21 protein-coding genes are annotated in these 20202 nt (G+C 70.7%); 6 read left to right on the top strand and 15 right to left on the bottom strand.

The window, feature by feature from the left end:
• Positions 1–73 precede the first annotated feature (73 nt).
• Positions 74–1075 (top strand): LacI family DNA-binding transcriptional regulator, encoded by a 1002-nt coding sequence (locus tag ACOKR1_RS05665; RefSeq protein ID WP_422935742.1) that lies wholly within the window; start codon positions 74–76, stop codon positions 1073–1075.
• A gap of 9 nt (positions 1076–1084) precedes the next feature.
• On the opposite strand, the gene ACOKR1_RS05660 is transcribed toward ACOKR1_RS05665, so the two are convergent.
• Positions 1085–1852 (bottom strand): TIM barrel protein, encoded by a 768-nt coding sequence (locus ACOKR1_RS05660; protein ID WP_422935741.1) that lies wholly within the window; start codon positions 1850–1852, stop codon positions 1085–1087.
• The gene (locus ACOKR1_RS05655) at positions 1849–2949 is read right to left on the bottom strand and encodes a Gfo/Idh/MocA family oxidoreductase (protein WP_422935740.1); all 1101 of its coding nucleotides are present in this window, start codon (positions 2947–2949) and stop codon (positions 1849–1851) included. The genes ACOKR1_RS05660 and ACOKR1_RS05655 overlap by 4 nt, the downstream gene beginning before the upstream one ends.
• 135 nt (positions 2950–3084) lie before the next feature.
• On the opposite strand from ACOKR1_RS05655, the gene ACOKR1_RS05650 reads away from it, so the two are divergent.
• A complete protein-coding gene (locus ACOKR1_RS05650) occupies positions 3085–4092 on the top strand; it encodes a LacI family DNA-binding transcriptional regulator (RefSeq protein ID WP_422935739.1) in 1008 nt (335 codons plus the stop codon).
• A 101-nt stretch (positions 4093–4193) separates the two neighbouring features.
• Here the strand turns inward: ACOKR1_RS05650 and ACOKR1_RS05645 are convergent, their stop codons facing one another.
• Positions 4194–5207: a sugar phosphate isomerase/epimerase family protein gene (locus tag ACOKR1_RS05645; protein ID WP_422935738.1), complete on the bottom strand. Its 1014-nt coding sequence runs from the start codon at positions 5205–5207 to the stop codon at positions 4194–4196.
• Positions 5204–6391, bottom strand: coding sequence for a Gfo/Idh/MocA family protein (locus tag ACOKR1_RS05640; RefSeq protein WP_422935737.1), 1188 nt, complete (start codon positions 6389–6391; stop codon positions 5204–5206). The genes ACOKR1_RS05645 and ACOKR1_RS05640 overlap by 4 nt, the downstream gene beginning before the upstream one ends.
• A gap of 174 nt (positions 6392–6565) precedes the next feature.
• Here ACOKR1_RS05640 and ACOKR1_RS05635 point away from each other — a divergent pair, with 174 nt between their 5' ends.
• Complete coding sequence (locus ACOKR1_RS05635; RefSeq protein WP_422935736.1) at positions 6566–7579, top strand: LacI family DNA-binding transcriptional regulator; 1014 nt, start codon at positions 6566–6568, stop codon at positions 7577–7579.
• 164 nt (positions 7580–7743) lie between these two features.
• Here ACOKR1_RS05635 and ACOKR1_RS05630 read toward each other — a convergent pair whose 3' ends face one another.
• The 7 genes from ACOKR1_RS05630 to ACOKR1_RS05600 all read right to left on the bottom strand — a co-directional run bounded on the left by ACOKR1_RS05630 (position 7744) and on the right by ACOKR1_RS05600 (position 13851).
• Complete coding sequence (locus tag ACOKR1_RS05630; protein ID WP_422935735.1) at positions 7744–8223, bottom strand: hypothetical protein; 480 nt, start codon at positions 8221–8223, stop codon at positions 7744–7746.
• A 75-nt stretch (positions 8224–8298) separates the two neighbouring features.
• Positions 8299–8496, bottom strand: a complete 198-nt coding sequence (locus ACOKR1_RS05625) for a hypothetical protein (RefSeq protein WP_422935734.1) — start codon at positions 8494–8496, stop codon at positions 8299–8301.
• A gap of 2 nt (positions 8497–8498) precedes the next feature.
• The gene (locus ACOKR1_RS05620) at positions 8499–9524 is read right to left on the bottom strand and encodes a Gfo/Idh/MocA family protein (RefSeq protein ID WP_422935733.1); all 1026 of its coding nucleotides are present in this window, start codon (positions 9522–9524) and stop codon (positions 8499–8501) included.
• Positions 9521–10525: a Gfo/Idh/MocA family oxidoreductase gene (locus ACOKR1_RS05615; protein WP_422935732.1), complete on the bottom strand. Its 1005-nt coding sequence runs from the start codon at positions 10523–10525 to the stop codon at positions 9521–9523. Before ACOKR1_RS05615 ends, ACOKR1_RS05620 begins: the two co-directional genes overlap by 4 nt.
• Before the next feature lie 221 nt (positions 10526–10746).
• Positions 10747–11718, bottom strand: coding sequence for an ATP-binding cassette domain-containing protein (locus tag ACOKR1_RS05610; protein WP_422935731.1), 972 nt, complete (start codon positions 11716–11718; stop codon positions 10747–10749).
• Positions 11719–11744: 26 nt separating this feature from the next.
• Entirely contained in the window at positions 11745–12803 is a 1059-nt protein-coding gene (locus ACOKR1_RS05605) for an ABC transporter permease (protein WP_422935730.1), read from the bottom strand.
• A gap of 58 nt (positions 12804–12861) precedes the next feature.
• Positions 12862–13851, bottom strand: coding sequence for a substrate-binding domain-containing protein (locus ACOKR1_RS05600; protein WP_422935729.1), 990 nt, complete (start codon positions 13849–13851; stop codon positions 12862–12864).
• Positions 13852–14157: 306 nt separating this feature from the next.
• Between ACOKR1_RS05600 and ACOKR1_RS05595 the strand changes: the two genes are divergently transcribed.
• Both ACOKR1_RS05595 and iolB read left to right on the top strand, forming a co-directional pair.
• Complete coding sequence (locus ACOKR1_RS05595; protein ID WP_422935728.1) at positions 14158–14898, top strand: GntR family transcriptional regulator; 741 nt, start codon at positions 14158–14160, stop codon at positions 14896–14898.
• Between the two features lie 33 nt (positions 14899–14931).
• Positions 14932–15846, top strand: a complete 915-nt coding sequence (iolB, locus tag ACOKR1_RS05590; protein ID WP_422935727.1) for a 5-deoxy-glucuronate isomerase — start codon at positions 14932–14934, stop codon at positions 15844–15846.
• Between the two features lie 69 nt (positions 15847–15915).
• On the opposite strand, the gene ACOKR1_RS05585 is transcribed toward iolB, so the two are convergent.
• Positions 15916–16545, bottom strand: coding sequence for an NAD(P)-dependent oxidoreductase (locus ACOKR1_RS05585; RefSeq protein ID WP_422935726.1), 630 nt, complete (start codon positions 16543–16545; stop codon positions 15916–15918).
• A gap of 108 nt (positions 16546–16653) precedes the next feature.
• Here ACOKR1_RS05585 and ACOKR1_RS05580 point away from each other — a divergent pair, with 108 nt between their 5' ends.
• Entirely contained in the window at positions 16654–17226 is a 573-nt protein-coding gene (locus tag ACOKR1_RS05580; protein WP_422935725.1) for a TetR/AcrR family transcriptional regulator, read from the top strand.
• A gap of 80 nt (positions 17227–17306) precedes the next feature.
• Here ACOKR1_RS05580 and ACOKR1_RS05575 read toward each other — a convergent pair whose 3' ends face one another.
• The 3 genes from ACOKR1_RS05575 to ACOKR1_RS05565 are packed head-to-tail and all read right to left on the bottom strand — an operon-like array spanning position 17307 to position 20128.
• Positions 17307–18188 (bottom strand): sugar phosphate isomerase/epimerase family protein, encoded by an 882-nt coding sequence (locus ACOKR1_RS05575; protein ID WP_422935724.1) that lies wholly within the window; start codon positions 18186–18188, stop codon positions 17307–17309.
• Positions 18185–19198, bottom strand: a complete 1014-nt coding sequence (locus tag ACOKR1_RS05570; RefSeq protein ID WP_422935723.1) for a Gfo/Idh/MocA family protein — start codon at positions 19196–19198, stop codon at positions 18185–18187. Before ACOKR1_RS05570 ends, ACOKR1_RS05575 begins: the two co-directional genes overlap by 4 nt.
• A 12-nt stretch (positions 19199–19210) precedes the next feature.
• Entirely contained in the window at positions 19211–20128 is a 918-nt protein-coding gene (locus ACOKR1_RS05565) for a sugar phosphate isomerase/epimerase family protein (protein WP_422935722.1), read from the bottom strand.
• Positions 20129–20202 lie beyond the last annotated feature (74 nt).

Here is a 20202-nt window from a genome sequence, read left to right as displayed (position 1 = left end):
GTATCCATGTGACCGATGCCGCGGTCAAGGTTTGTACTGACAATCCGCCTTTCTGTCGCGAGAAGGAGCCCCGATGGCGAAAGCTGTGACGATCCTCGACGTCGCCGCGCTCGCGGGCGTCTCCAAGTCCGCGGCATCGCTCGCCCTTCGCGGCACGGGGTACGTGAGCGAGACAAAGCGCCGCGCCGTGCTCGACGCTGCGGCCGAGCTCGGCTATCGCCCCAACGCCGCCGCGCGGGCCATGGGCTCGCAGCGCAGCGGAATCGTGGGCCTCATCCTCGACGATCTGCGCAATCCGTGGTTTGTCCCCGCGGTCGAGGGCCTGTCCGACGGCCTGCACGGCGCAGGGCTGCGGCCACTTCTGGGTGATTGGCGCCTCGAGGGCGGGCCGCTCGTCGAGCGATTCATGGAGCTGCGCGTCGAGGGGATCGTGCTCGTCGGCACGCTCGACGGCGCCGAACCGGCGCTCGCCGGCATCGGTCCCGTCCCGGTGGTCCAGGTCGGCTCGCCGCGCGCCCAGGCTCGGGCCGCTTCAATTGTCACCAACGACGACGCCGAGGGCGCCCGCCGCGTGGTCCGTCACCTCGCGGCACTGGGTCACCGCGACGTCGCGCACCTCGGGGCGCCGGGGACTCCCGTGGGCGACGCGCGGCGCGAGGGCTTCGAGGACGAGTCACGGCGGCTGGGCCTCACGTTCCGGACCGTCGACGCGGGCCTGACCGAGGAGGCCGGATACCGCGCCGGGCGGGGGCTCCTTGCCGCGGCGGGCCGGCCGACGGCGATCTTCGCCGTCAACGACATGGCCGCCCTCGGCGCGCTGTCCGCGGCGGAGGACCTCGGGCTCGCCGTGCCCGACGACCTCTCGCTCGCCGGCTACGACGACACCCCCGCCGCGCGCCTCCGCGCCGTGGGGCTCACGAGCGTGGACAACGCGAGCCGCGAGGCCGGGCGGGTCGCCGCTCGGCTCCTCGCGGAGCGGATCGCGGGACGCTCGCCCGTCGCCGAGTCAGTCCTGCTGGCCCCGGAGCTCAAGGCGCGCACCAGCACGGCGCCGCCGCCCGCCGTCGTCCGCTAGGCGCCAGACTCAGCCGCCGAAGGCCGCCCGGAAGGCCTTGAGGGCATCGTCGGAATCGCCCGAGGCGTACGCCTCGAGGCCCACGGTGCCCTCATACCCCGCGTCGGCGAGGGCCCGGTGCACGGCGGCGTAGTTGATCTCCCCCGTGCCCGGCTCGCAGCGGCCCGGGACGTCGGCGACCTGGATCTCGCCGACCCATGGCAGCGCCTCGCGGACGAGCTCGATGAGGTTCCCCTCCCCGAGCTGCGCGTGGTACAGGTCCAGCATGAGCCGCGCGTTGGGATGGTCGACGGCGCGCACGAGCGCGAGCGTGTCCTTCGCGCGGGCCAGCGGGATGCCCGGGTGGTCGAGGATCGTGTTGAGGTTCTCGAGGCAGAACGTGAGCCCGTGGCGCGCGCCGAGCTCGCCGAGGCGCTCGAGCGTCCGCGCCGCCGTGAGCCACATCTCGCCGTCCGAACGCCAGTGCGGGCGCGCCGCCTTCCCGTCGACGAGCTCGGCCGAGTGCACCACGAGGCGTTCGACGCCGAGCTCGAGCGCCGCCGGAACGAGGGCCTCCGCGGTGCTCACGACGCGGTCCGCGGAGTCCCGCTCGACGAGCGATCCCGCCGAATAGCCGGTCATCGACGAGAATCGCGCGCCCGTCGCCTTGAGGGCGGCGATGTCCTTCGTGCGCGAGTCCCACAGCTCGACGTCGAACCCAGCCTCGTCGATGCGCCGCGCGCGCTCCGCGAACGGCAGGTCCGTGAAGACCATCTCGGCGCAGACGGCGAGCCTCATGCGCGGGCCCCCGCCCCTGCGGACGAACCAGCGACGGCGGCCGTCGCACCCGACTGCGCCGACTCGATGCACGCGCGGGCGACGGCGAGCGCCCGCCGCGCGTCGTCGAGGCCCGGCGTGAGCGGCATGCCGTGGTCCGGGGCGGCCGCGCCGTCGCGGCGGGCGCGGACATGCTCGGCGAAGTCGGCGAGCTCGGCGGTGTACGCGTCCGCGAACAGCTCGATGTTGAGGCGCGGCGTCTCGGCCGAGAGCCCTGCGGCGCCGTACCGCACGGCCGCGGTCTCCGTGGCGCGGCCCGCCTGGACCATTCCGGCGGAGCCGAAGACCTCGCCGCGCACGTCGTAGCCGTAGAGCGCGGAGAAGTTGGCCTCGGCGACGGCAATCGCGCCGTTCGTGTAGCGGACCGTCACGACCGCCGTGTCGAGGAAGCCCGCGTCCCTGAAGCTCGGCTCGACGAGGGCGTCCGCCGTGACGTGCACGCTCACGGGCTCGGCGCCGGGGTTGAACCAGTTGAGCGCGTCGAAGTCGTGGATGAGCGTCTCGAGGAAGATGGTCCACTGCGGGACCCTCGCGGCGTGCGGGATGCTGCCGGTCCCCGGGTCGCGCGTGAGCGACCGGAGGAGCTGCGGCGTCCCGACCGCCCCCGACTCGACGTCGCGACGGGCCGCGAGGAAGTCTGCGGCGTAGCGGCGGTTGAAGCCGATCTGCCAGTGCACGCCCGCGGCCGCGACGGCCTCCTCGACGCGCGCGAGCTCGGCGACGTCGATCGAGCCGGGCTTTTCGCAGAACACGTGCTTGCCCGCACGGGCCGCGGCGATGGAGAGCTCGGCGTGGAAGCGGGCGGGCCCCGCGATGACGACGGCGTCGATCTCGGGGTCCGCGAACAGATCCGCGGGGTCGGGGGTCACCCTCGCGACGCCGAGCTCGGCGGCGAGCTCCTCGGCGACGGCGAGCGCCGGATCCGCGATCGCGACGAGGCTCGTGCCGGCGATGCGCAGGGCAAGGCTGCGGGCGTGGAACGCGCCCATCCAGCCCGCGCCGATGAGGCCGACGCGGACCGGCTCGGGCCGGGCCGAGGCGACGGATTGGTAGCTCATGACAGTCCTCTCGGGAGAAGCTTCGCGCCCGGTCCTAGAACGTTCTAGCGGGCGATATCAGCAGTCTGGCATGGCGTCGTCGCGCTGTCTAGATCGTTCTAGTAAGGTTGGAGCAGAATTCCCCCAGGAGGTCACATGGCCAAGCGCGCCACGCTCGCGGACGTCGCCGCGGAGGCGGGGGTCTCGCGCGCGCTCGTCTCGATCGTCATGCGCAACGCCCCGGGCGCTAGCGACGCGACGCGCGAGCGGGTCCTCGCGGCCGCCGCGAGCCTCGGCTACCGGCCCGACGCCCGCGCCCGGCTCCTGCGCAGCTCGCGCAGCCACCTGCTCGGGGTGGTCTTCGCGCTCGACGGCGCGTTCCACGCCGAGATCGTCGAGGCCCTCTACCCCGCGGCGTCGAAGTCTGGCTTCGACATCGTCCTGAGCGCCCGCGGCCCGCGACGCCCGGAGGGCGAGGCGCTTCAATCGCTCCTCGATCTCAACGTCGAGGCCATCCTCGTCCTCGCACCCGAGTCCGAGGACGTTGAACTCCTGGACCTGCCCGTTCCGGCGGTCTCCGTGCTCCAGCCGCAGTACCGGCCGCGGCTTGCGAGCGTCGCCACCGACGAGGCCGCGGGGATAGGCCTCGCCGTCGAACACCTCAGGCGGCTCGGGCACCGGCGCATCGCCCACGTGGACGGCGGCTCCGCGGTCGGCTCGGACGCCCGGGCGGGGGCCTTCGACCGCCTCCTGAATGAGGCCGGGGAAACGCCGATCTTCGTCCCGGGCGGACCGACGGAGACGGATGGCATGACGGCCGCCGGCCCGCTCGCGGCGCTCGTGGAAAGGCCTCCCCCCGGCCGCCCTCCGCTCACGGCCGTCGTCGCGTTCAACGACGTGCTCGCGGTGGGCCTCATGCACGGGCTCCGCGAGCGCGGGATCCGCGTCCCGGAGGACCTCTCGATAGTCGGCTATGACGACTCGCGGCTCGCCGCTCTGGCCCACGTGCAGCTCACGAGCGTGCGGCAGGACCCGGACGCACTGGCGGCCGCGGCGGTCGGCGCCGCGGCGGCCGCCCTCGACGGGCACGTGACCCATTCGCTCGTCCCACCCTCGCTCACGGTGCGGTCGAGCACGGCGCCGCCGCGCGCCGTCGTCCGCTAATCTCCGGCCGCCCGCCGTCGTCCGTCAATCTCGTTGCGCCGTCAGCTCCGCAGGGTGCGAACCCAGCGGAGGTGAGGGCGCAAGTCGACCCGGCCCCCTCCTCACGCCTCGGCGAGAACGCCCGCCGAGCGCGCGGCCTCGAGGAGCACGCCCGCGGCAACCTCGAGGCCCTCGATCCGGCCGAGGGAGACGTCCTCGTGCTCGATGTTGACCATCATGCCGGCGTCTACCTCGTACAGGGCGCGGAGGAACTCGGCCCAGTACGCGGCGTCGTGCCCGCGGCCCAGGGCCACGAAGTCCCACGCCGAGCTCTTGGGCCACTCGTTGGCCCACTCGTCGCCGCCGAGATTCGTGCGAGCCTCGTCCGGGGAGAGCCGGCGGAACCGGTTGTCGAGGACGCCGTACAGGCGCGCGTTCTCGGTGTTCACGCGGACGTCCTTCGCGGCGGCGTGGAACACGAGCGGCCCGAGCTCGCGGACCACCGCGACCGGGTCCATCTGCTGCCAGAACAGGTGCGAGGCGTCGAGCTCGACGCCCACATTCGTGGCGCCCGTGAGCTCGACGAGCCTGTAGACGTCCGCCGTGTTGAACACGATGTTCTGCGGGTGCAGCTCGAGGGCGACCTTGACGCCGTGCTCGGCGGCGAGCCGATCGGTCTCGCGCCAGAACTTGACGGCGAGGTCCCACTGGTAGTCGAGGACATCCAGCGCCGCGGAGTTCCACGCGTTCACGATCCAGTTCGTCACGGTCGCGCCAGGCTCGCCGCCGGGCAGGCCAGACATCGTCACGACCCGGTTCTGGCCGAGGCGCTCGGCGAGGCGGATCGAACGGCGGATGTCCTCGGCGTGCTTCTCGCCGATCTCGGCCTTGGGGTGCAGCGGGTTGCCGTTGCAGTTCAGGCCCGCAATGCCCACCCCCGTGCCCTCGAAGATCGCGAGGTAGTCGTCCCGCGCGGCGTCGGAGACGAGGATGTCATCGAAGGTCGGGACGTGCACGGCCGGCAGGAAGCCCCCGGTGTTGATCTCGATCCCGGTCAGGCCGAGGTCTCCGATGACCTTGAGGGCCTCAGGCAGCGACCGGTCGTGCAGGATCGCGTTGTAGACGCCGAGCTTCACAGGGAGACCTTCTTTCCGTTGTTCTGGGCTGATTCGGTGACGGCCGCGAGGACCTCCATGTTGCGCACGCCGTCGTCGAACGTCGCGCAGCGCGGGAGCGACTCGTTCTCCGGCAGCCCGGCGACCTCCTCGAGGAAGGCGCGCGCCTGGTACGCGAACGCCTCGTTCTGGCCGAAGCCCACGCTCGGCGCGTCCATCGGGAGCCCGCCGGCGAGGTACGGGTGCTCGGGGCCCAGGATCACCTGGCGGTAGCCATTCTGCGCCGACGGGCCCTCCGAGAGGAACAGGCCGATTTCGGCAGGTCGGCGCTGGTCGAACAGCGCGGCGCCCTTCTCGCAGAACACCTCGAACATGAGCGAGTTCGCGTGGCCCGCGGCGACGCGGGAGACCTCGATGCTGCCGATGCACCGGGCGAACTCGGCGGAGAAGGCGGCGACGTCGTCGTTCTCGACGGCCTCGAACGTGTCGCTCACCGCCGCGTGGTCGTGGCCCATGACGGCGCCGAGCGGAAGCGGGCGCTTGGCGATCGCGGTGGAGAGCTGTCCGCCCGAGACCGCCTGGACGTCCCCGCACAGGAACTCGCCGACGTACGTCATGTGGCTCCCGACATCCGCGAGCGCGCCCGAGCCGGGGCCGCCCTTGTACCGCCAGCTCATGGGCGCCTGCGGGCTGCAGCCGTAGTCCGTCCAGTAGCGGCCGGAGAAGTGCAGCGGCCTGCCGAGCGTGCCGTTCTGGATGAGCTCGCGGATGGCCGCGATGCCGGGCGCACGCCGGTACGTGAAGCCGATCCGTGCCAGGTTTCCACGGGCCTCGGCGGCTCGCGCGGCGTCCGCCATCGCGCGGGCGTCCGCGAGTGTGTCCGAGAGCGGCTTCTCGCACAGCACGTGCTTGCCGGCCGCGAGCAGGCCCTCGACGACCTCGCGGTGCAGCGAGTTCGCGATGACGACGCTGACGACGTCGATATCGTCCGCCTCCGCGATGGCCTGCCACGAGGCGTCGTGCCGCTCGTAGCCGAAGCGCCGGGCGGCGGCCTGGCCGAACTCAGCGTTGACGTCCCCGATCGAGACGAGGCGGATCTCCGGGAGGGTCGGGCGGTAGAGCGCACTCGCGGTGCGGTAGGCGGCCGCGTGGGCCTTGCCGGCCATGCCAGCGCCGATGACGGCGACGCCGAGGGACTCGGGCATGATCTCTCCTTTGAGGGGTGGGGTGGGTGGGGCCAAGGGCCGCTCCAGAGGTCTTTGCGGACCGTCCTAGAATTTGGAGCGCTCCACAATTCGAGAATAGAGACGCGTATTTGTCCTGTCAATGAGGTGTGCCGGAAGGCCGCCTCGGCCCCCCGCGGGGTGCATGATGGAGCGGTGGCAGCCCGAGACACCCCCACTCCCCGCCCCACCATCTACGACGTCGCCCAACGGGCCTGCGTCTCGAAGTCGCTCGTCTCGCTCGTGCTCCGGGGCGCCCCGCACGTGAGCGACGCCAGGCGCCGGGCCGTCCTCACCGCGATCGCCGAGCTCGGCTACCGGCCCAGCCGGGCCGCGAGCGTCCTCGCGAGCCAGAAGACCAGGGCCGTGGGCGTGCTCATCGACGACTTCCGCAACCCGTGGTTCGTCGAGCTCCTCGCGGGCCTGCGCTCAGTCCTCGACCCCGCGGGCTACACCGTGAGCGTGGCCGACTTCCAGCTCGAGACGGCCTCCGGGCTCAACCCCGTGGACGGCTTCCTCGCCCAGCACGCGGATGCGCTCGTCCTCGCGGCGGAGCCCCCGGCGGAGCTCCTGCGGAACGTCCCGGTCCCCGTGGTCGTCGCGGGCACCCGAGAGCTGGGCGAGGGCACGCTCCCGGGTGCGGACGTCGTAGCGGGCGACGACGAGCGCGGCGGCGAGCTCGCCACGCGCCACCTGCTCGACCTGGGCCATACCGCCGTGGGTCACGTGAGCGGACTCGGCGGCCCGGCGGCCCACCGGCGGCGCGGCTACGAGCGGGCCATGCGGGCCGCGGGCCTCGAGCCGCTCGTCGCGGGGGCCGACGGGAGTACGTCGGAGGAGAACGGGTACGCCGCGACGTCGGAGCTCCTGGCCGGGCACCCAGGGCTGACGGGACTCGTGGTCGCGAACGACGTCATGGCCGTGGGCGCCCTCGCCGCCCTCAGCGAGAGGGGGCTCGCGGCGCCCGGGGGCGTCGCCGTCGTCGGCTATGACAACTCGCCGCTGGCCGCCTACCGGCACCTCGCGCTCACGAGCGTGGACCCGCACAACCGTGAGATCGGCGCCGAGGCGGCCCGCACGCTCCTCGCGCGGCTGAGGAACCCGGGGCGGCCCCCGCAGCATGACCTCGTCGAGCCCTCGCTCGTAGTCCGCGCCTCGACCGCGATCTAGCCTGCCGGCGAGGGCGCACCCTTTCAAGCGAGAGCGCACCTTTCAAGCGAGAGCGCACCTTTCAAGCGAGAGCGCACCTCGGAACGCGTTGCAACGTGCGCCCTCGCGACGAACGTGCGCCCTCGTACGGAACGTCGGCTCTGGGCACACTAGCCGCGCGCCGCTCAGGCCTGAGGCTCCCCGCCCTCAGCCTGCCCCGGCTCCTGCACGTCCTTCTTCTGCTTGAACTTCGCCATGAGCCGGCCGAGCTCGAGCTTCTCGTACTGGTCCTGGATCTCCTGCGCCTTGCCGTAGGTCGACTCGACATCGATGCCGTACCGCCGCCGCAGCTCGACCCGCATGGTCGCCTCGGCCTCGGCCGCAGCTGGCTCGAAGTCCTTCCAGGCCCTGGCCGTCATGTAGGCGTGGCCGATCGTGTGGGGGTCGGCCCTCTCCCACCAAGCATGGGTGTGGACTTCCCGGAGCACCGCGACCGCGGCCGCGGCGCTCGACTCGAAGTTCTCGTACAGCTCCGCGAGCTCGAGGGGCGCGCGGTCCTCCATGTCCAGGAGCTCCTGCGAGCTCGCCTTCGCGAGCTTCTCGCCCAGGAGATCCGCGGCCGCGACGGCAATCGTCACAGCCTCGAGGACGGTCTTCTCTGCCATGTTCGTAGCCTCCGGCTCCCCGGGGCTGGATGGTCCGCCCCGTCGCAAATCAGAAAGGAACCTACCTCATCAAGGCTACGCGCGCAGCGACGGCGCCCCGAGATCATGGCCAATTCGATGCCCGAGCTGCCGCAGTAGCTGAGCCGAGAGCCGGGGATCGGCGGACGTGTCGCGCTCGCTCAGCGCGCTGAGCGCCCACACCCGCTTGATCCCGTGCTCCGCGAGCGAGTCCCGCCCGAGCGCGTTGTGGCCCACGACGGCGGCCACCGGCACGGTCACTCCCCTGGATACACGATTCCGGTCTGCCGGCGGAGTTCATCCGCGACCCGCAGCGCCCGGACGCTCATCTCGAGCGGGCGCTCGTCGACCTCGAGCCGCCCCGCGGCGATGGCCCGCGCGGCCGCGGCAGCCTGGAAGTGCAGGCCGTCCACGTGCGAACCGGGCGTGCCCTCCCAGCGGTGCGTGGCGCCGTCGGCCGTTGTCACGGTGAGCCCGCCCGGCGAGTTGAACGGCCCGTCGAGCGTGAGCGCGGCCTCGGTTCCCACCACGGTGAGCTGGGCCGGCGTGAAGCCGAGCATCGTCGTCGTGAGCGTGGCCTGGGCGCCGCCCGGGAAGCCGAGGAGCGCGGAGAGCTGGCCGTTGACGCCGTTCGCAAGCGGCGCGCCGAGCCCCAGGATGCGGTCGGGCTCGCCGAGGAGGTCGGTCGCGAGCGCGAGGAGGTAGATGCCGAGGTCCAGGAGCGGCCCGCCCGCGAGCGCCGGCTCGTGCGCGCGGTGGCTCGGCGGGAGGTACTCGCCGTAGTCGCCGACGACGGCGGTCAGCTCGCCCAGGCGACCGCCGCGCACGAGCTGCCGCACGACGTCGTACGAGGGCAGGAACGCCGTCCACAGCGCCTCGGCCGCGAAGAGCCCGCGGGCCCGCGCCGCCTCGGCGATCCGCTCTGCCTCGCGCGCGCTGAGCCCGAGCGGCTTCTCGACCAGCACGTGCTTGCCGGCCTCGAGCGCGGTGAGCGCGACCTCGACGTGCGCCGTGTGCGGCGTCGCGACGTAGACGACGTCGACCTCCGGGTCCGCCGCGAGCTCGCCGTAGGAGCCGTGGGCGCGCAGTCCGCGCGGGGCCGCAAACTCCTCGGCGCGCGCGAGCGAGCGCGAGCCCACCGCCGTGACGCGCTGCGAGCCGTGCCGCGAGAGGGACTCGGCGAAGCGCTCGCCGATCCAGCCGGGCCCGGCGATGCCCCAGCGCAGGCTCGGCGCGTCGGCGGGGTCGGGGACGCGGGAGGCGGGGAACTCGAAGCCCCTCACGCGTGGACAACCGGGACGAACGCGCCGCCGGCCTCGATCGACGCCGCGAGCGCCGCGCCGATCTCCGACGCCCGCAGGCCCTCGCGCGCCGTCGCGAGCGGGGAGGCCTTGCCGTCCCGGAGCGCGTCGATCCATGCCTGGAGCTCGATCCGGTATGCGTCCGCAAAGCGGGGCCGCCAGTCCGCGGGGTACTCCGTGGCGCGGCGGCGCTCGAGGTTGAGCTCGAGCAGCGGCGCCTCCGTGAAGCTTGCGGTGCCGCGCTCCCCCACGACCTCGCAGCGCGTCGAGTAGCCGTACTCGGCGTTGAGGAACAGCTCGAGGGTCACGAGCATGCCGTCGGCCATGCGCAGGAGCATGAACGCCGGGTCTTGGAGGCCCGCGGGGGCGAGCCCGCTCGTCTTCCGACCCGAGACCCACGCGACCTCGGCGACGTCCGTGCCGAGGAGCCACGGCATCGAGTCGAGCTCGTGGATCGCGGAGTTGGTGATCGCGGAGACGTTCGTGGCGTCCGGCACCGAGCGCACGTTGCGGCTCACGCAGTGCACGGCGAGGACCTCGCCGAGCTCTCCGGCCTCGATCCGGCGCTTGAGCTCCGTGTGGGCTGGGTCGAAGCGGCGCATGAAGCCGAGCGACACGAGGCTCCGGCCGAGCTCCGCCGCGACGCGCTCCTCGGCCTCGACCACCGCGCGACCGTCCTCGACGGCGGGCGCGAGCGGCTTCTCGCACAGTACGGGCTTGCGCTCGGCGAGGCACGCGAGGATGAGCTCGGCGTGCGTCGAATCGTGGGAGGCGATGACCACGGCGTCAACCTCGGGGTCCGCAATGAGCGCCTTCGGGTCGGTGGTGCTGCGCGCCCCGGCCGCACTCGCCGCCTGCGCGGCGCGCTCGGCGTCAAGGTCCGCGACGAGGGTCACGGACGCGCCGCTCACGGCGCCCGCGAGGTTGCGCACATGGTCCGCGCCCATGATGCCGGCGCCGATGACGCCCACTCGGATGGTCATGCTGAGTCCCTTCTCAGTGTTGTGGGAACGTTCCAAGATCGCCCCGCCCACACTCTAGTTCATCGACTGCTGAGTAGGTGTCGTTTTGAGGCCCCAAAACGACAGTTACCCAGCAGTCGATGCAGGCGGAAACAAACGACGACGGCGCCGCCCGGCTGGGTGCCGGGCCGCGCCGTCGTTCGTGGAAGCCGAGGTGAGACGTGGCCGCCTCCCACGCAGGCTCAGGCGGTGGCGCTGTCGATGCCGACGGTCTCGATGTCCGCCTTGGCTTCCTCGAGGGCCTCGCTGTGGCCGCCGAGCTGTTCGAGCTCGTGCGCAAGCTCGGCGAGCTCGGCGCCGCCGGCCATCTGGGCCGTGAGCTCCTCGAGGGTGATGTCCTTCTTGTCGTAGTAGCCGATCGAGCGCCCGCGCTTCAGGAGCAGGAAGCGGTCCCCGACCGGGAAGGCGTGGTGCGGGTTGTGGGTGATGAAGATGACGCCGAGGCCGCGGTCGCGGGCCTGGAGGATGTAGCGGAGCACCACGCCGGACTGCTTCACGCCCAGAGCGGCCGTGGGCTCGTCCAGGATCAGGACCTTGGCCCCGAAGTACACCGCGCGGGCGATCGCGACGCACTGGCGCTCGCCGCCGGAGAGCTGGCCGATGGGCTGCTCGACATCGCGCAGGTCGATGCCCATGTCGGCGAGTTCCTTCTTGGTGATCTCCTTCATCCGGTTCACGTCCATGCGCTTGAACGGGCCCCAGCCGGTGGTGAGCTCGGAGCCGAGGAAGAAGTTGCGCCAGATCGGCATGAGCGAGACTACGGCGAGGTCCTGGTACACGGCGGCAATGCCGGAGTCGAGGGCCTCGCGCGGGCTGGAGAGCTTGCGGGGCTCGCCCATGATGCTGAAGGTGCCCTCGTCGTGCTGGTGCAGGCCGGCGATGATCTTGATGAGCGTGGACTTGCCGGCGCCGTTGTCGCCGAGCACGCACGTGACGCGGCCGTTGTCCACGGCCATGGTCACGTCCCGCAGGGCGATGACGTTGCCGTAGTGCTTGCCCACGGCGTCGAGCTTGAGCAGGTGGACCGCGCGGTCGGTGAGCGGGTCGGTCTCCCCAGACCCGGCCCGCAGCTCGGCGTTGCTGATGTTCCGGGCCTTGGCCTCGGCACGGGTCTCGGCCTTCGCCTCGGCGGGAGAGCTGTTCTGGGCTTCCATGATGCGACCTTCCTTGGTGCCGTCCGTCATTTCCGTTCCGCCCGGTTCTTCACGATGAGGTTCACGATCGTGGCCAGCAGGAGCATGAGGCCGAGGAAGAACTTGAACCAGTCCGGGTTCCACTGGGCGTAGACGATGCCCTTGTTGGCCATGCCGAAGATGAACGCCCCGATTGCCCCGCCCACGGCCGAGCCGTAGCCGCCTGTGAGGAGGCAGCCGCCGATGACCGCGGCGATGATGTAGAGGAACTCGTTGCCCACGCCCTCGCCGGACTGCACGGCGTCGAACGCGAACAGGTTGTGCATGCCCAGGAGCCAGCCGCAGAAGCCCACGCCCATGAACAGGCCGATCTTGGTCCGAGTCACCGGCACACCCACGGCCCGGGCGGCGTTCGCGTCCCCTCCGGACGCGAAGATCCAGTTCCCCACGCGGGTGCGCAGCAGGATCCACGAGGCGATGAGCACGAGGACGATCCAGTAGAAGACGGTGACCTTGATGTCGACGCCGGCGATGTTCACCGAGGAGGCGAAGATTGCCTTCGCGGCGCCGAATCCGTCCATCTGCGCGATCGACGGCGAGGACACGGCGCCGCCGATGAGGCGCGTGAGGGCGAGGTTCAGGCCGGTGAGCATGAGGAAGCTCGCCAGGGTGACGATGAAGGACGGGAGCTTGGTCTTGACCAGGATCCACCCGTTCACCAAGCCGATGCCGAGCGAGACGACGAGGGCCAGGAGCACCCCGACCCACACGTTGACGCCGAAGTTCCACGAGAAGAGGGACGCGGTCAGGGCGGAGGAGATGACGGCGACGCCGGCGGAGAGGTCGAACTCGCCCCCGATCATGAGCAGCGAGACCCCGACCGCCATGATCCCGATCGTGGAGGACCCGTACAGGACCGTCGCGAAGGCGTTCGGCTGCAGGAACGTGCTCGAGACCGCGGAGAAGAAGATGAACAGGACGATCGCGCCCACGAGCGCACCGACCTCCGGGCGCCCCAGGAGCTTCTGGAACGGGCTCCGGCGCCCGATCCTCTCGTCCGCGGAAGGTGCCGGGGCAGGGGCCGACGGCAGGGTTGCTGTTGCCATGGGAAGACTCCTTGTCGGTCGGGCCGCGCGGCGAGGTGCCGCGCGGCCCTTTCCTGATCTAGCGGACGCCCTGCTGGGCGAACTTGAGGACGTCGGCCGCGTTGGACTTGTCGACGATGGTCGGCCCGGTCAGGACGGGCTGCCCACCACCGAGCTTGAACCCACCGCGCTTGTTCTGCCAGAGCGCGTCGACCGACATGTAGCCCTGGAGCCACGGCTGCTGGTCGACCGTGAAGATGACCTTGCCGTCCACGATGTCCCGGGCGAGCTCGGCGTTGAGGTCGAAGCTCGCGACCTTCGCGGAGCTGCCCGCATCAGTGACGGACTTGAGAAGCGTGATGGTGATCGGGGCGCCGAGGCCCACAATCACGTCGGCGTCCTTCGAGGCCTGGAGCTTCGCGGTCGCCGTCGACTGGACGGACGTCATGTCCTGGCCGTTCACGTACAGGATCTCGGTGCCCGGCACCTTCGACTTGACGCCTGCGCAGCGGTTCTCGAGGCCAACGTGTCCCTGCTGCTGGATGACGCAGATCGGGTGCTTGAAGCCCTGCGAGGCGAGCTTCGTGCCGACCGCCTCGCCCGCGAGCTTCTCGTTCGAGCCGAAGTGGGTGAACGCGCCGAGCTTGGCGGAGACGTCCTCGCCCGCGTTGAGGCTCACCACCGGGATGCCCGCGTCGGTGGCCTTCTTGACCACGTCCTTGAGCGCGTCGGGAGTCGCGAGGGTCACGGCGATGCCGTCGACCTTCTGGTCGATGGCCTGCTGGACGAGCTGGGCCTGGCGGCCAGCCTCGGGATCGTTGAGGTACTGAAGGTCCACGTTGTCCTTCGAGGCCGCCTCCTCCGCGCCCTTGCGGACGATGTCCCAGAACGTGTCGCCCGCCGCGGCGTGCGTGATGAGGGCGACTTTGATGCGGGGCGTCGACGCGGCCTGCCCGCCGCCGCTGTTGCTGCTGACTTCTTGCTTCCCCCCGCCGGAGCAGGCCGAGAGGGCGAGCATCGGGACGGCGAGTGCCGCGATCGCCGCGTGGCGCCACGAGAATTTGGTCACGAGAATCTCCTTCGATCCATGGCCTGGCCGGACCGCTCTCCGCGGTCTCTCAGCCTTGGCTAGATCTTGGGTGATGCGCGTCACTCATGTCAATACTTTGTCCACACATAAGTACTTTTACGTGGAACGCTCCACGACGAATCGGCTCATTTGTCACCTTGGGCATACTTTCGCAACACCCTCGCCAAAGAGCCGCAATCCCTCACGTGACGCGGGTCATAGTGTTAGGATCAACCTAGGATATTTGTCCTATCAAATAAACATACGAAGCAGGGCGTAGGCCCACCGCCAGCCCAAGGAGGGGTCATGGCCACCAGTCTCAACATCCCCATCGACCGCTCGTCCCCCGTACCGCTCTACCATCAGGTGGTCCAGGGCATCGAGGCGATGATCCGCAGCGGCGCCCTCGAGGCGGGATCCAAGCTCGAGAACGAGATCGAGCTCGCGGCCCAGCTCAACCTCTCGCGCCCCACGATGCGCAAGGCCATGGACGAACTCGTCCGCGCAGGGCTGCTCGTCCGCAAGCGTGGCGTCGGGACCCAGGTCGTATCGAGCCAGGTGCGCCGGCACCTCGAGCTGTCGAGTCTGTGGGACGACCTCTCGCGGGGCGGCCAGGAGCCCACTACGCGGGTGCTCGCGTTCCGGCACGGCCCGGCCGAAGCCGAGATCGCGGGCACGCTCCAGCTCCCGCCCGGCGTGGGCGTCTACCACTTCACGCGCCTGCGCTCGGTGGGAGACAAGCCGCTCGCCCTCATGGAGAACTGGGTGCGGGACGACGTCGCCGAGCTCACCGAGGAGGGCCTGCGCCAGCGCGGCATGTACCAGATCCTGCGCGAGGCGGGCGTGAACTTCCGGCTCGCGAACCAGCGCATCGGCGCGACCGTCGCGGACGAGTACCAGGCCGAGCTCCTCCAGACCTCGGCGGGCTCCGCGCTCGTCACCATGGAGCGCACCGCTGTGGATGACACGGGCCGCAACGTCGAGACCGGCCGGCACGTGTACCGGGCCGACTCCTACAGCTTCGAGATGACCCTGGTCCAGCGTTGACGGCAGGCCGGGACCGACCCGAAAGGTAAACACATGGCAGAGTGGGTCTACCCCCTCGGCAGCGCCGCGGACGGCGCTTGGCAGGTTTCGCTCGGCGCGCATGACAGCGCGACCCCCGTGCGCGGCTGGGAACACACGGGCCTCAAGGTCGCCGAACTCGCCGCCGGCGCGAGCATTCGCCTCGAAGCCGCCAACGAGGAGCGCATCGTCGTCCCGCTCGAGGGCACCTTCGCGGCAACGGCCGACGGCGATGCCTACTCCCTGCGCGGGCGCACCTCCGTCTTCGCGGGCCCGAGCGACGTGCTGTACACGGGTATCGGGAAGGCCGTGGAGATTTCGAGCGCCAGCGGCGGCCGGGTCGCCGTCGCCCTCGCGCCCGCCAAGGTGGAGTACCCCACCCGACTTGTGCGCGCCGAGGAGACCCCCGTCGAGCTGCGCGGCGCGGGCAGCTGCTCGCGCCAGGTGCACAACTTCGGCACCCCGGCCGCGCTCGAGGCGGACCGCTTCATCGTGTGCGAGGTCATCACGCCTGCGGGCAACTGGTCCTCCTACCCGCCGCACAAGCACGACGAGGAGAAGGACGGCGAGACCTCGCTCGAGGAGATCTACTACTTCGAGACGCGCCTGGCCCCTGGCTCACCCGTCGGCCACGGCTCCGCGGGCGACGCCGCCGGGCAGGACCCCGTGGGCTACGCCCGCGTCTACGCCTCGGACGCGCGGCCCATCGACGTCAACGCCGAGGTGCGGACCGGGGACGTCGTCCTCGTCCCGTATGGCTGGCACGGCCCCGCGATGGCTGCCCCCGGGTACGACCTGTACTACCTCAACGTCATGGCCGGTCCCGGTCGGGTGCGCGACTGGCTCATCAGCGACGACCCGCACCACGGCTGGATCAGGAGCACCTGGGAGGGCCAGGACATCGACCGGCGCCTCCCCTTCACGGCCTAACCCGGTTGCGCCGTCACCTACGCAGGGTGCGCACCCTGCGTAGGTGACGGCGCAACGCAATGTCGGACCTCATACGGCGACGGAGACCGCCTCGCGCACGGCCGCGCCGTCGTCCAGGCTCTTGAGGATGTAGTCGGCGAGGTCAGAGCGGCGCGTGCTGTAGCCGCGCGGAAGGTTCCTCCCGATCTGCACGCGGTACGCCCCACGCGGAGCGTCGAGGAGGCGGGACGGCCGGACGATCGTCCAGTCGAGGCCGGACTCCCGGACGATCTCCTCCATACGCTTCAAGTCCGCGAAGTTGTACGCGAGGATCCGCTGAAGAATCGGCTTGGCGACGTACCGCGTGAGGAGGTCGTCGACGTCGTCCGTGACCATGCCGCTCGCGCTCACGACGGCGAGCCGGCGGACACCCGCGCCCTTCATCGCCGCGATGATGCTCGCGACGCCGCCCGAGCACACCGTGCTCGGCCGGCGGATCTCTCGGTTGCCAAGCGCTGATACGACGGCGCCGGCGTCAGCGAGCGCTGGCGCGATGCTCGCCGGATCCATGACGTCGGCGCGGACGACGGCGACGCCCGGCACCGGGGCGAGGCGCGCCGGATCCCGCACGACGGCGGTCACGTCATGACCCGCCGCAGCCGCCTGCCGGACGACTTCGAGCCCGGTACCGCCGGTCGCGCCGAACACGGTGATCTTCATGTCTTGTCCTCCCTGTTGGTGAGCACTTACTAACCGGATGGTCCGCTACCATGGTGAGTGAGTAATTACTCACCTGTCAATGGAGGCCCATTCGAAATGGAGGCGCCGATGGACACGCGAGGCAAGATGCTCGACGCCGCCGAGCACGTGATGCGCACCAAGGGCCTCGCGAGGGCCACGACCAAGGAGATCGCGCGCGAGTCCGGGTTCTCCGAGGCGGCCCTCTACAAGCACTTCCGCGACAAGACGGACCTCTTCCTCGCGGTGCTGCGCGAGCGGACGCCCGGGCACCTCCCGGCGCTGCTCGCCGAGCTCGCCGAGCGTCCGGGTCGCGGCAACCTCCGCGTGAACCTCCTCGAGGTCGTGCAGACGGCGATCGAGTTCTACGGCGAGACGTTTCCGATGGCGGCCTCGACCTTCTCCGAGCCGGCACTCCTCGCGGCGCACAAGGACGCGCTCGTCGAGCGGGGCGCGGGGCCGCAGCACGTGCGCGACGCACTCACGCAATATCTCGCACGGGAGCAGGATCTCGGGTGGCTCGCGGCGGAGGCAGACCCGGCCGCGGCCGCGGCGCTCCTGCTCGGCGCATGCTTCATGCAGGCCTTCCTCGGAAACTTCACGGACCAGGCCGGTCCAAGCCCCGAGTCACTCGTCGACGCGCTCCTCGCACGCGTAGCGTGACTCGCCTTAACCGTTCAGGGGTCAGCTCCCGTGGGTCGTTACCCACGGGAGCTGACCCCTGAACGGTACGTACTGCCGGCCTAACGGCCCGGCGAGGCTTTCGCTACGCGCTCCCGCATCGTGCGGAGCTGGTAGCGCGAGACCTCGTGCGCGTTCTCGTTCTCGGCGAAGACACTCGAGACCATGACGGTGTCGTCACGGTCCAGGAAGCCGATCTCGTCGAGGCCGCCGAAAAACTCGTCCCAGTTGACGTCGCCGTCGCCGATCTTGAGGTGCTGGTGCACACGCACCGCGTTGCCGGGCGGGTTCGTGATGTACCGCAGGCCGTGCGAGGCGTGGTGGTTCATCGTGTCCGCGACGTGGACCACGCGGAGCCGATCCCCGGCGGCCCGCATGATGTCGAGCGGCTCGTCCTTCATGTGGAACGTGTGCGAGGCGACGTACACCATGCCGACGTTGGGCGAGTTGAGCCCGCGGATGACGCGCAGCGCCGCGAGGCCCTCCTCGACGAAGTCGTCCGGGTGCGGGTCGATCGCCACGTTGATGCCCTCGCGCTCAAGGATCGGCAGGAGCTCCTCCATGGACTTGTAGAAGCAGGCCTCCGACTCCTCGGGCTTCTCGGGCCGGCCCGAGAATTCCGTGTTCATCTGGTTCACGCCGAGGTCCACGGTGATCTGGATGGCACGCTTCCAGTACCGCACGGCCGCCTCGCGCGCCACCTCGTCCGGACCGGACCAGCGCAGCACGGGTAGGACGGACGCAACCTCGACGCCCGCGTCGGCGCAGGCCTTCCGGAACTGGCGGACGAGCTCGTCGTCAGCCTTCGGGTGCGTGAAGAACGGGATCATGTCCCGGTGCGGGGTGAGCTGGAGGTATTGGTACCCGAGTTCGGCCGCGAGAGCCGGGAACTCGAGCAGCGAGTGGGTGCTGTGGAACGGGGTGGGGTCAAGAGCGATTTTCACGAGTAGAGCTCCGGCTTCTCGCGGAGCTCTACGGCCACCTTCTCGCCGCTCTTCTGCGCCTCGACGCCCGCCTCGCAGCATGCTGCCGTCGCGTAGCCGTCCCACGCCGTGGGCCCGCCGATCTCGCCGCGGAGGGCGGCGTCGATCCAGGCCTGCACCTCGACGTCGTACGCCGTGCCGAAGCGCTCGATGAAGCTGGGCGTGACCACGCCGCCCCACCGGCCGCCACGCCGCAGGTAGGCCCCGCCGTCGCCGCCGATGTCGACGATGCCGTCCTCGAACGCCGCCTGAGTCGAGACCTCGTAGCCGAACTGCGCGTTGACGAAGATCTCGACGTCGGCGAGCACGCCAGACTCGGTCTCGATCAGCACGTGCTGCGGGTCGTGCTGCCCGCCCGGCGCCTTCGAGGACGCCTTGCCGAGTCGCACCTGGACCGAGGTGATCTCCTCGCCCGTGAGGTAGCGGATGACGTCGAACTCGTGCACGACCGAGTCGTTGATGAGCATCTCGTTCGTGAAGCCGGGAGGGGTGTCCGGGTTGCGGTGGCGGCAGTGCAGCATGAGCAGCTCGCCGAGCTCCCGTGAGCTGATCATGCTGCCGAGCTGGGCGTACTCAGCGTCGAAGCGACGCATGAAGCCCACCTGGACGCGCTTGCGACCCGTCGCGACCTCCGCCTCGACGATCCGCCACGCCGACTCTGCGTCCGGCGTGAGCGGCTTCTCGCACAGGATCGGGATGTCGAGCGCGAGTGCCTCGAGGAGCGCGGCCTCGTGCAGGAAACCGGGAGTGGCAATGAGGACGGCGTTGACGTCGCCCGACTCGTATGCCTCGGCGGGCGTCGCGAACGCGCGCGCGCCGGGGATGTCCGCGACCGCGGCCTGGGCGCGCTCGACGTCGATATCGACGACGGCGGCCACCTCGGCGCCGTGGATACGCGTGTGCAGGCGCTGGATGTGGTCCGCGCCCATGCGGCCGGCGCCGATGACGGCGACGCGCAGGATGTCAGCCATGTTGTGAGCCTTTCAGGAGACGCGCGTGCGGGAGCCGCACGAGAGGAGGTAGTTGCGGGTACGCGTGGCGATCGGGAGCGGGACGTCAAACGCGATGGGGTACATGTCCTGCTCGACGATGCCGAAGATCGGGCGGTCGAGCGCCTCGACGGCCTCGATGACCTCCCGCAGGTCCGGGAGGCCGGCCGGCGGCTCGGTCATGACGCCCGCCGCGTTCGCGGCCGCGAACGTGAGGTTCTCGGCGCGGACCTTCGCGAGGACGTCCGGATCCACCTGCTTGAGGTGCAGGTACCCGATGCGCTCGGGATACTTCCGGATGAGGTCCACGCTGCTCGCCCCGCCGTACTCGGCGTGGCCCGTGTCGAGGCACAGGTTGAGGAGTTCAGGGTCCGTGTTCTCGAGCAGGCGCACAATGTCCGCCTGGGTGAGGACGTGCGAGTCCGCGTGGGAGTGGAACTGCTGCTTGAGCCCGAACTGCTCGCCGAGGCGGCGGCCCAGCTCGTCGTGGCCCGTGAAGAGCGAGTCCCACTGCTCGGGCGAGAGGACCTCGTTCTCCACAGCCTCGCCCGTGACGTCGTCGCGCCACATCGCGGGGATGACGACGATGTGCTCGCCGCCCATCGCGGCCGTGAGTTCGGCGACGCGGCGAGCGGGCTCCCACGCCTCCTCCCACTGGTCGCGACCGCGGTGGAACGCCGTGAACACCGTGCCCGCCGAGACCTGCAGGTCGCGGGCCTTGAGCTCGTCCGCGAGGCGCGACGGGTCGGACGGGAGGTAGCCGTACGGGCCTAGCTCGATCCACTTGTAGCCGGCCTCGGCCACCTCGTCGAGGAAGCGCTCCCACGGGGTCTGCTTCGGATCGTCGGCGAACCATACCCCCCACGAGTCCGGGGCCGTGCCGATGATGAGCTTGTTCTCGATATCGCTCATGATGCTCCTTAGGGCTGGCGAGCCGTCGCTCCCGTTGCGCCGTCACGTCCGCAGGGTATGCACCCAGCGGAGGT

The sequence above is a fragment of the Sinomonas sp. P47F7 genome (genome assembly GCF_049332655.1).
Classification (GTDB): domain Bacteria; phylum Actinomycetota; class Actinomycetes; order Actinomycetales; family Micrococcaceae; genus Sinomonas.
Note: the sequence above shows the minus strand (reverse complement) of the source record. Positions and strands in the feature narration are given on the sequence as shown.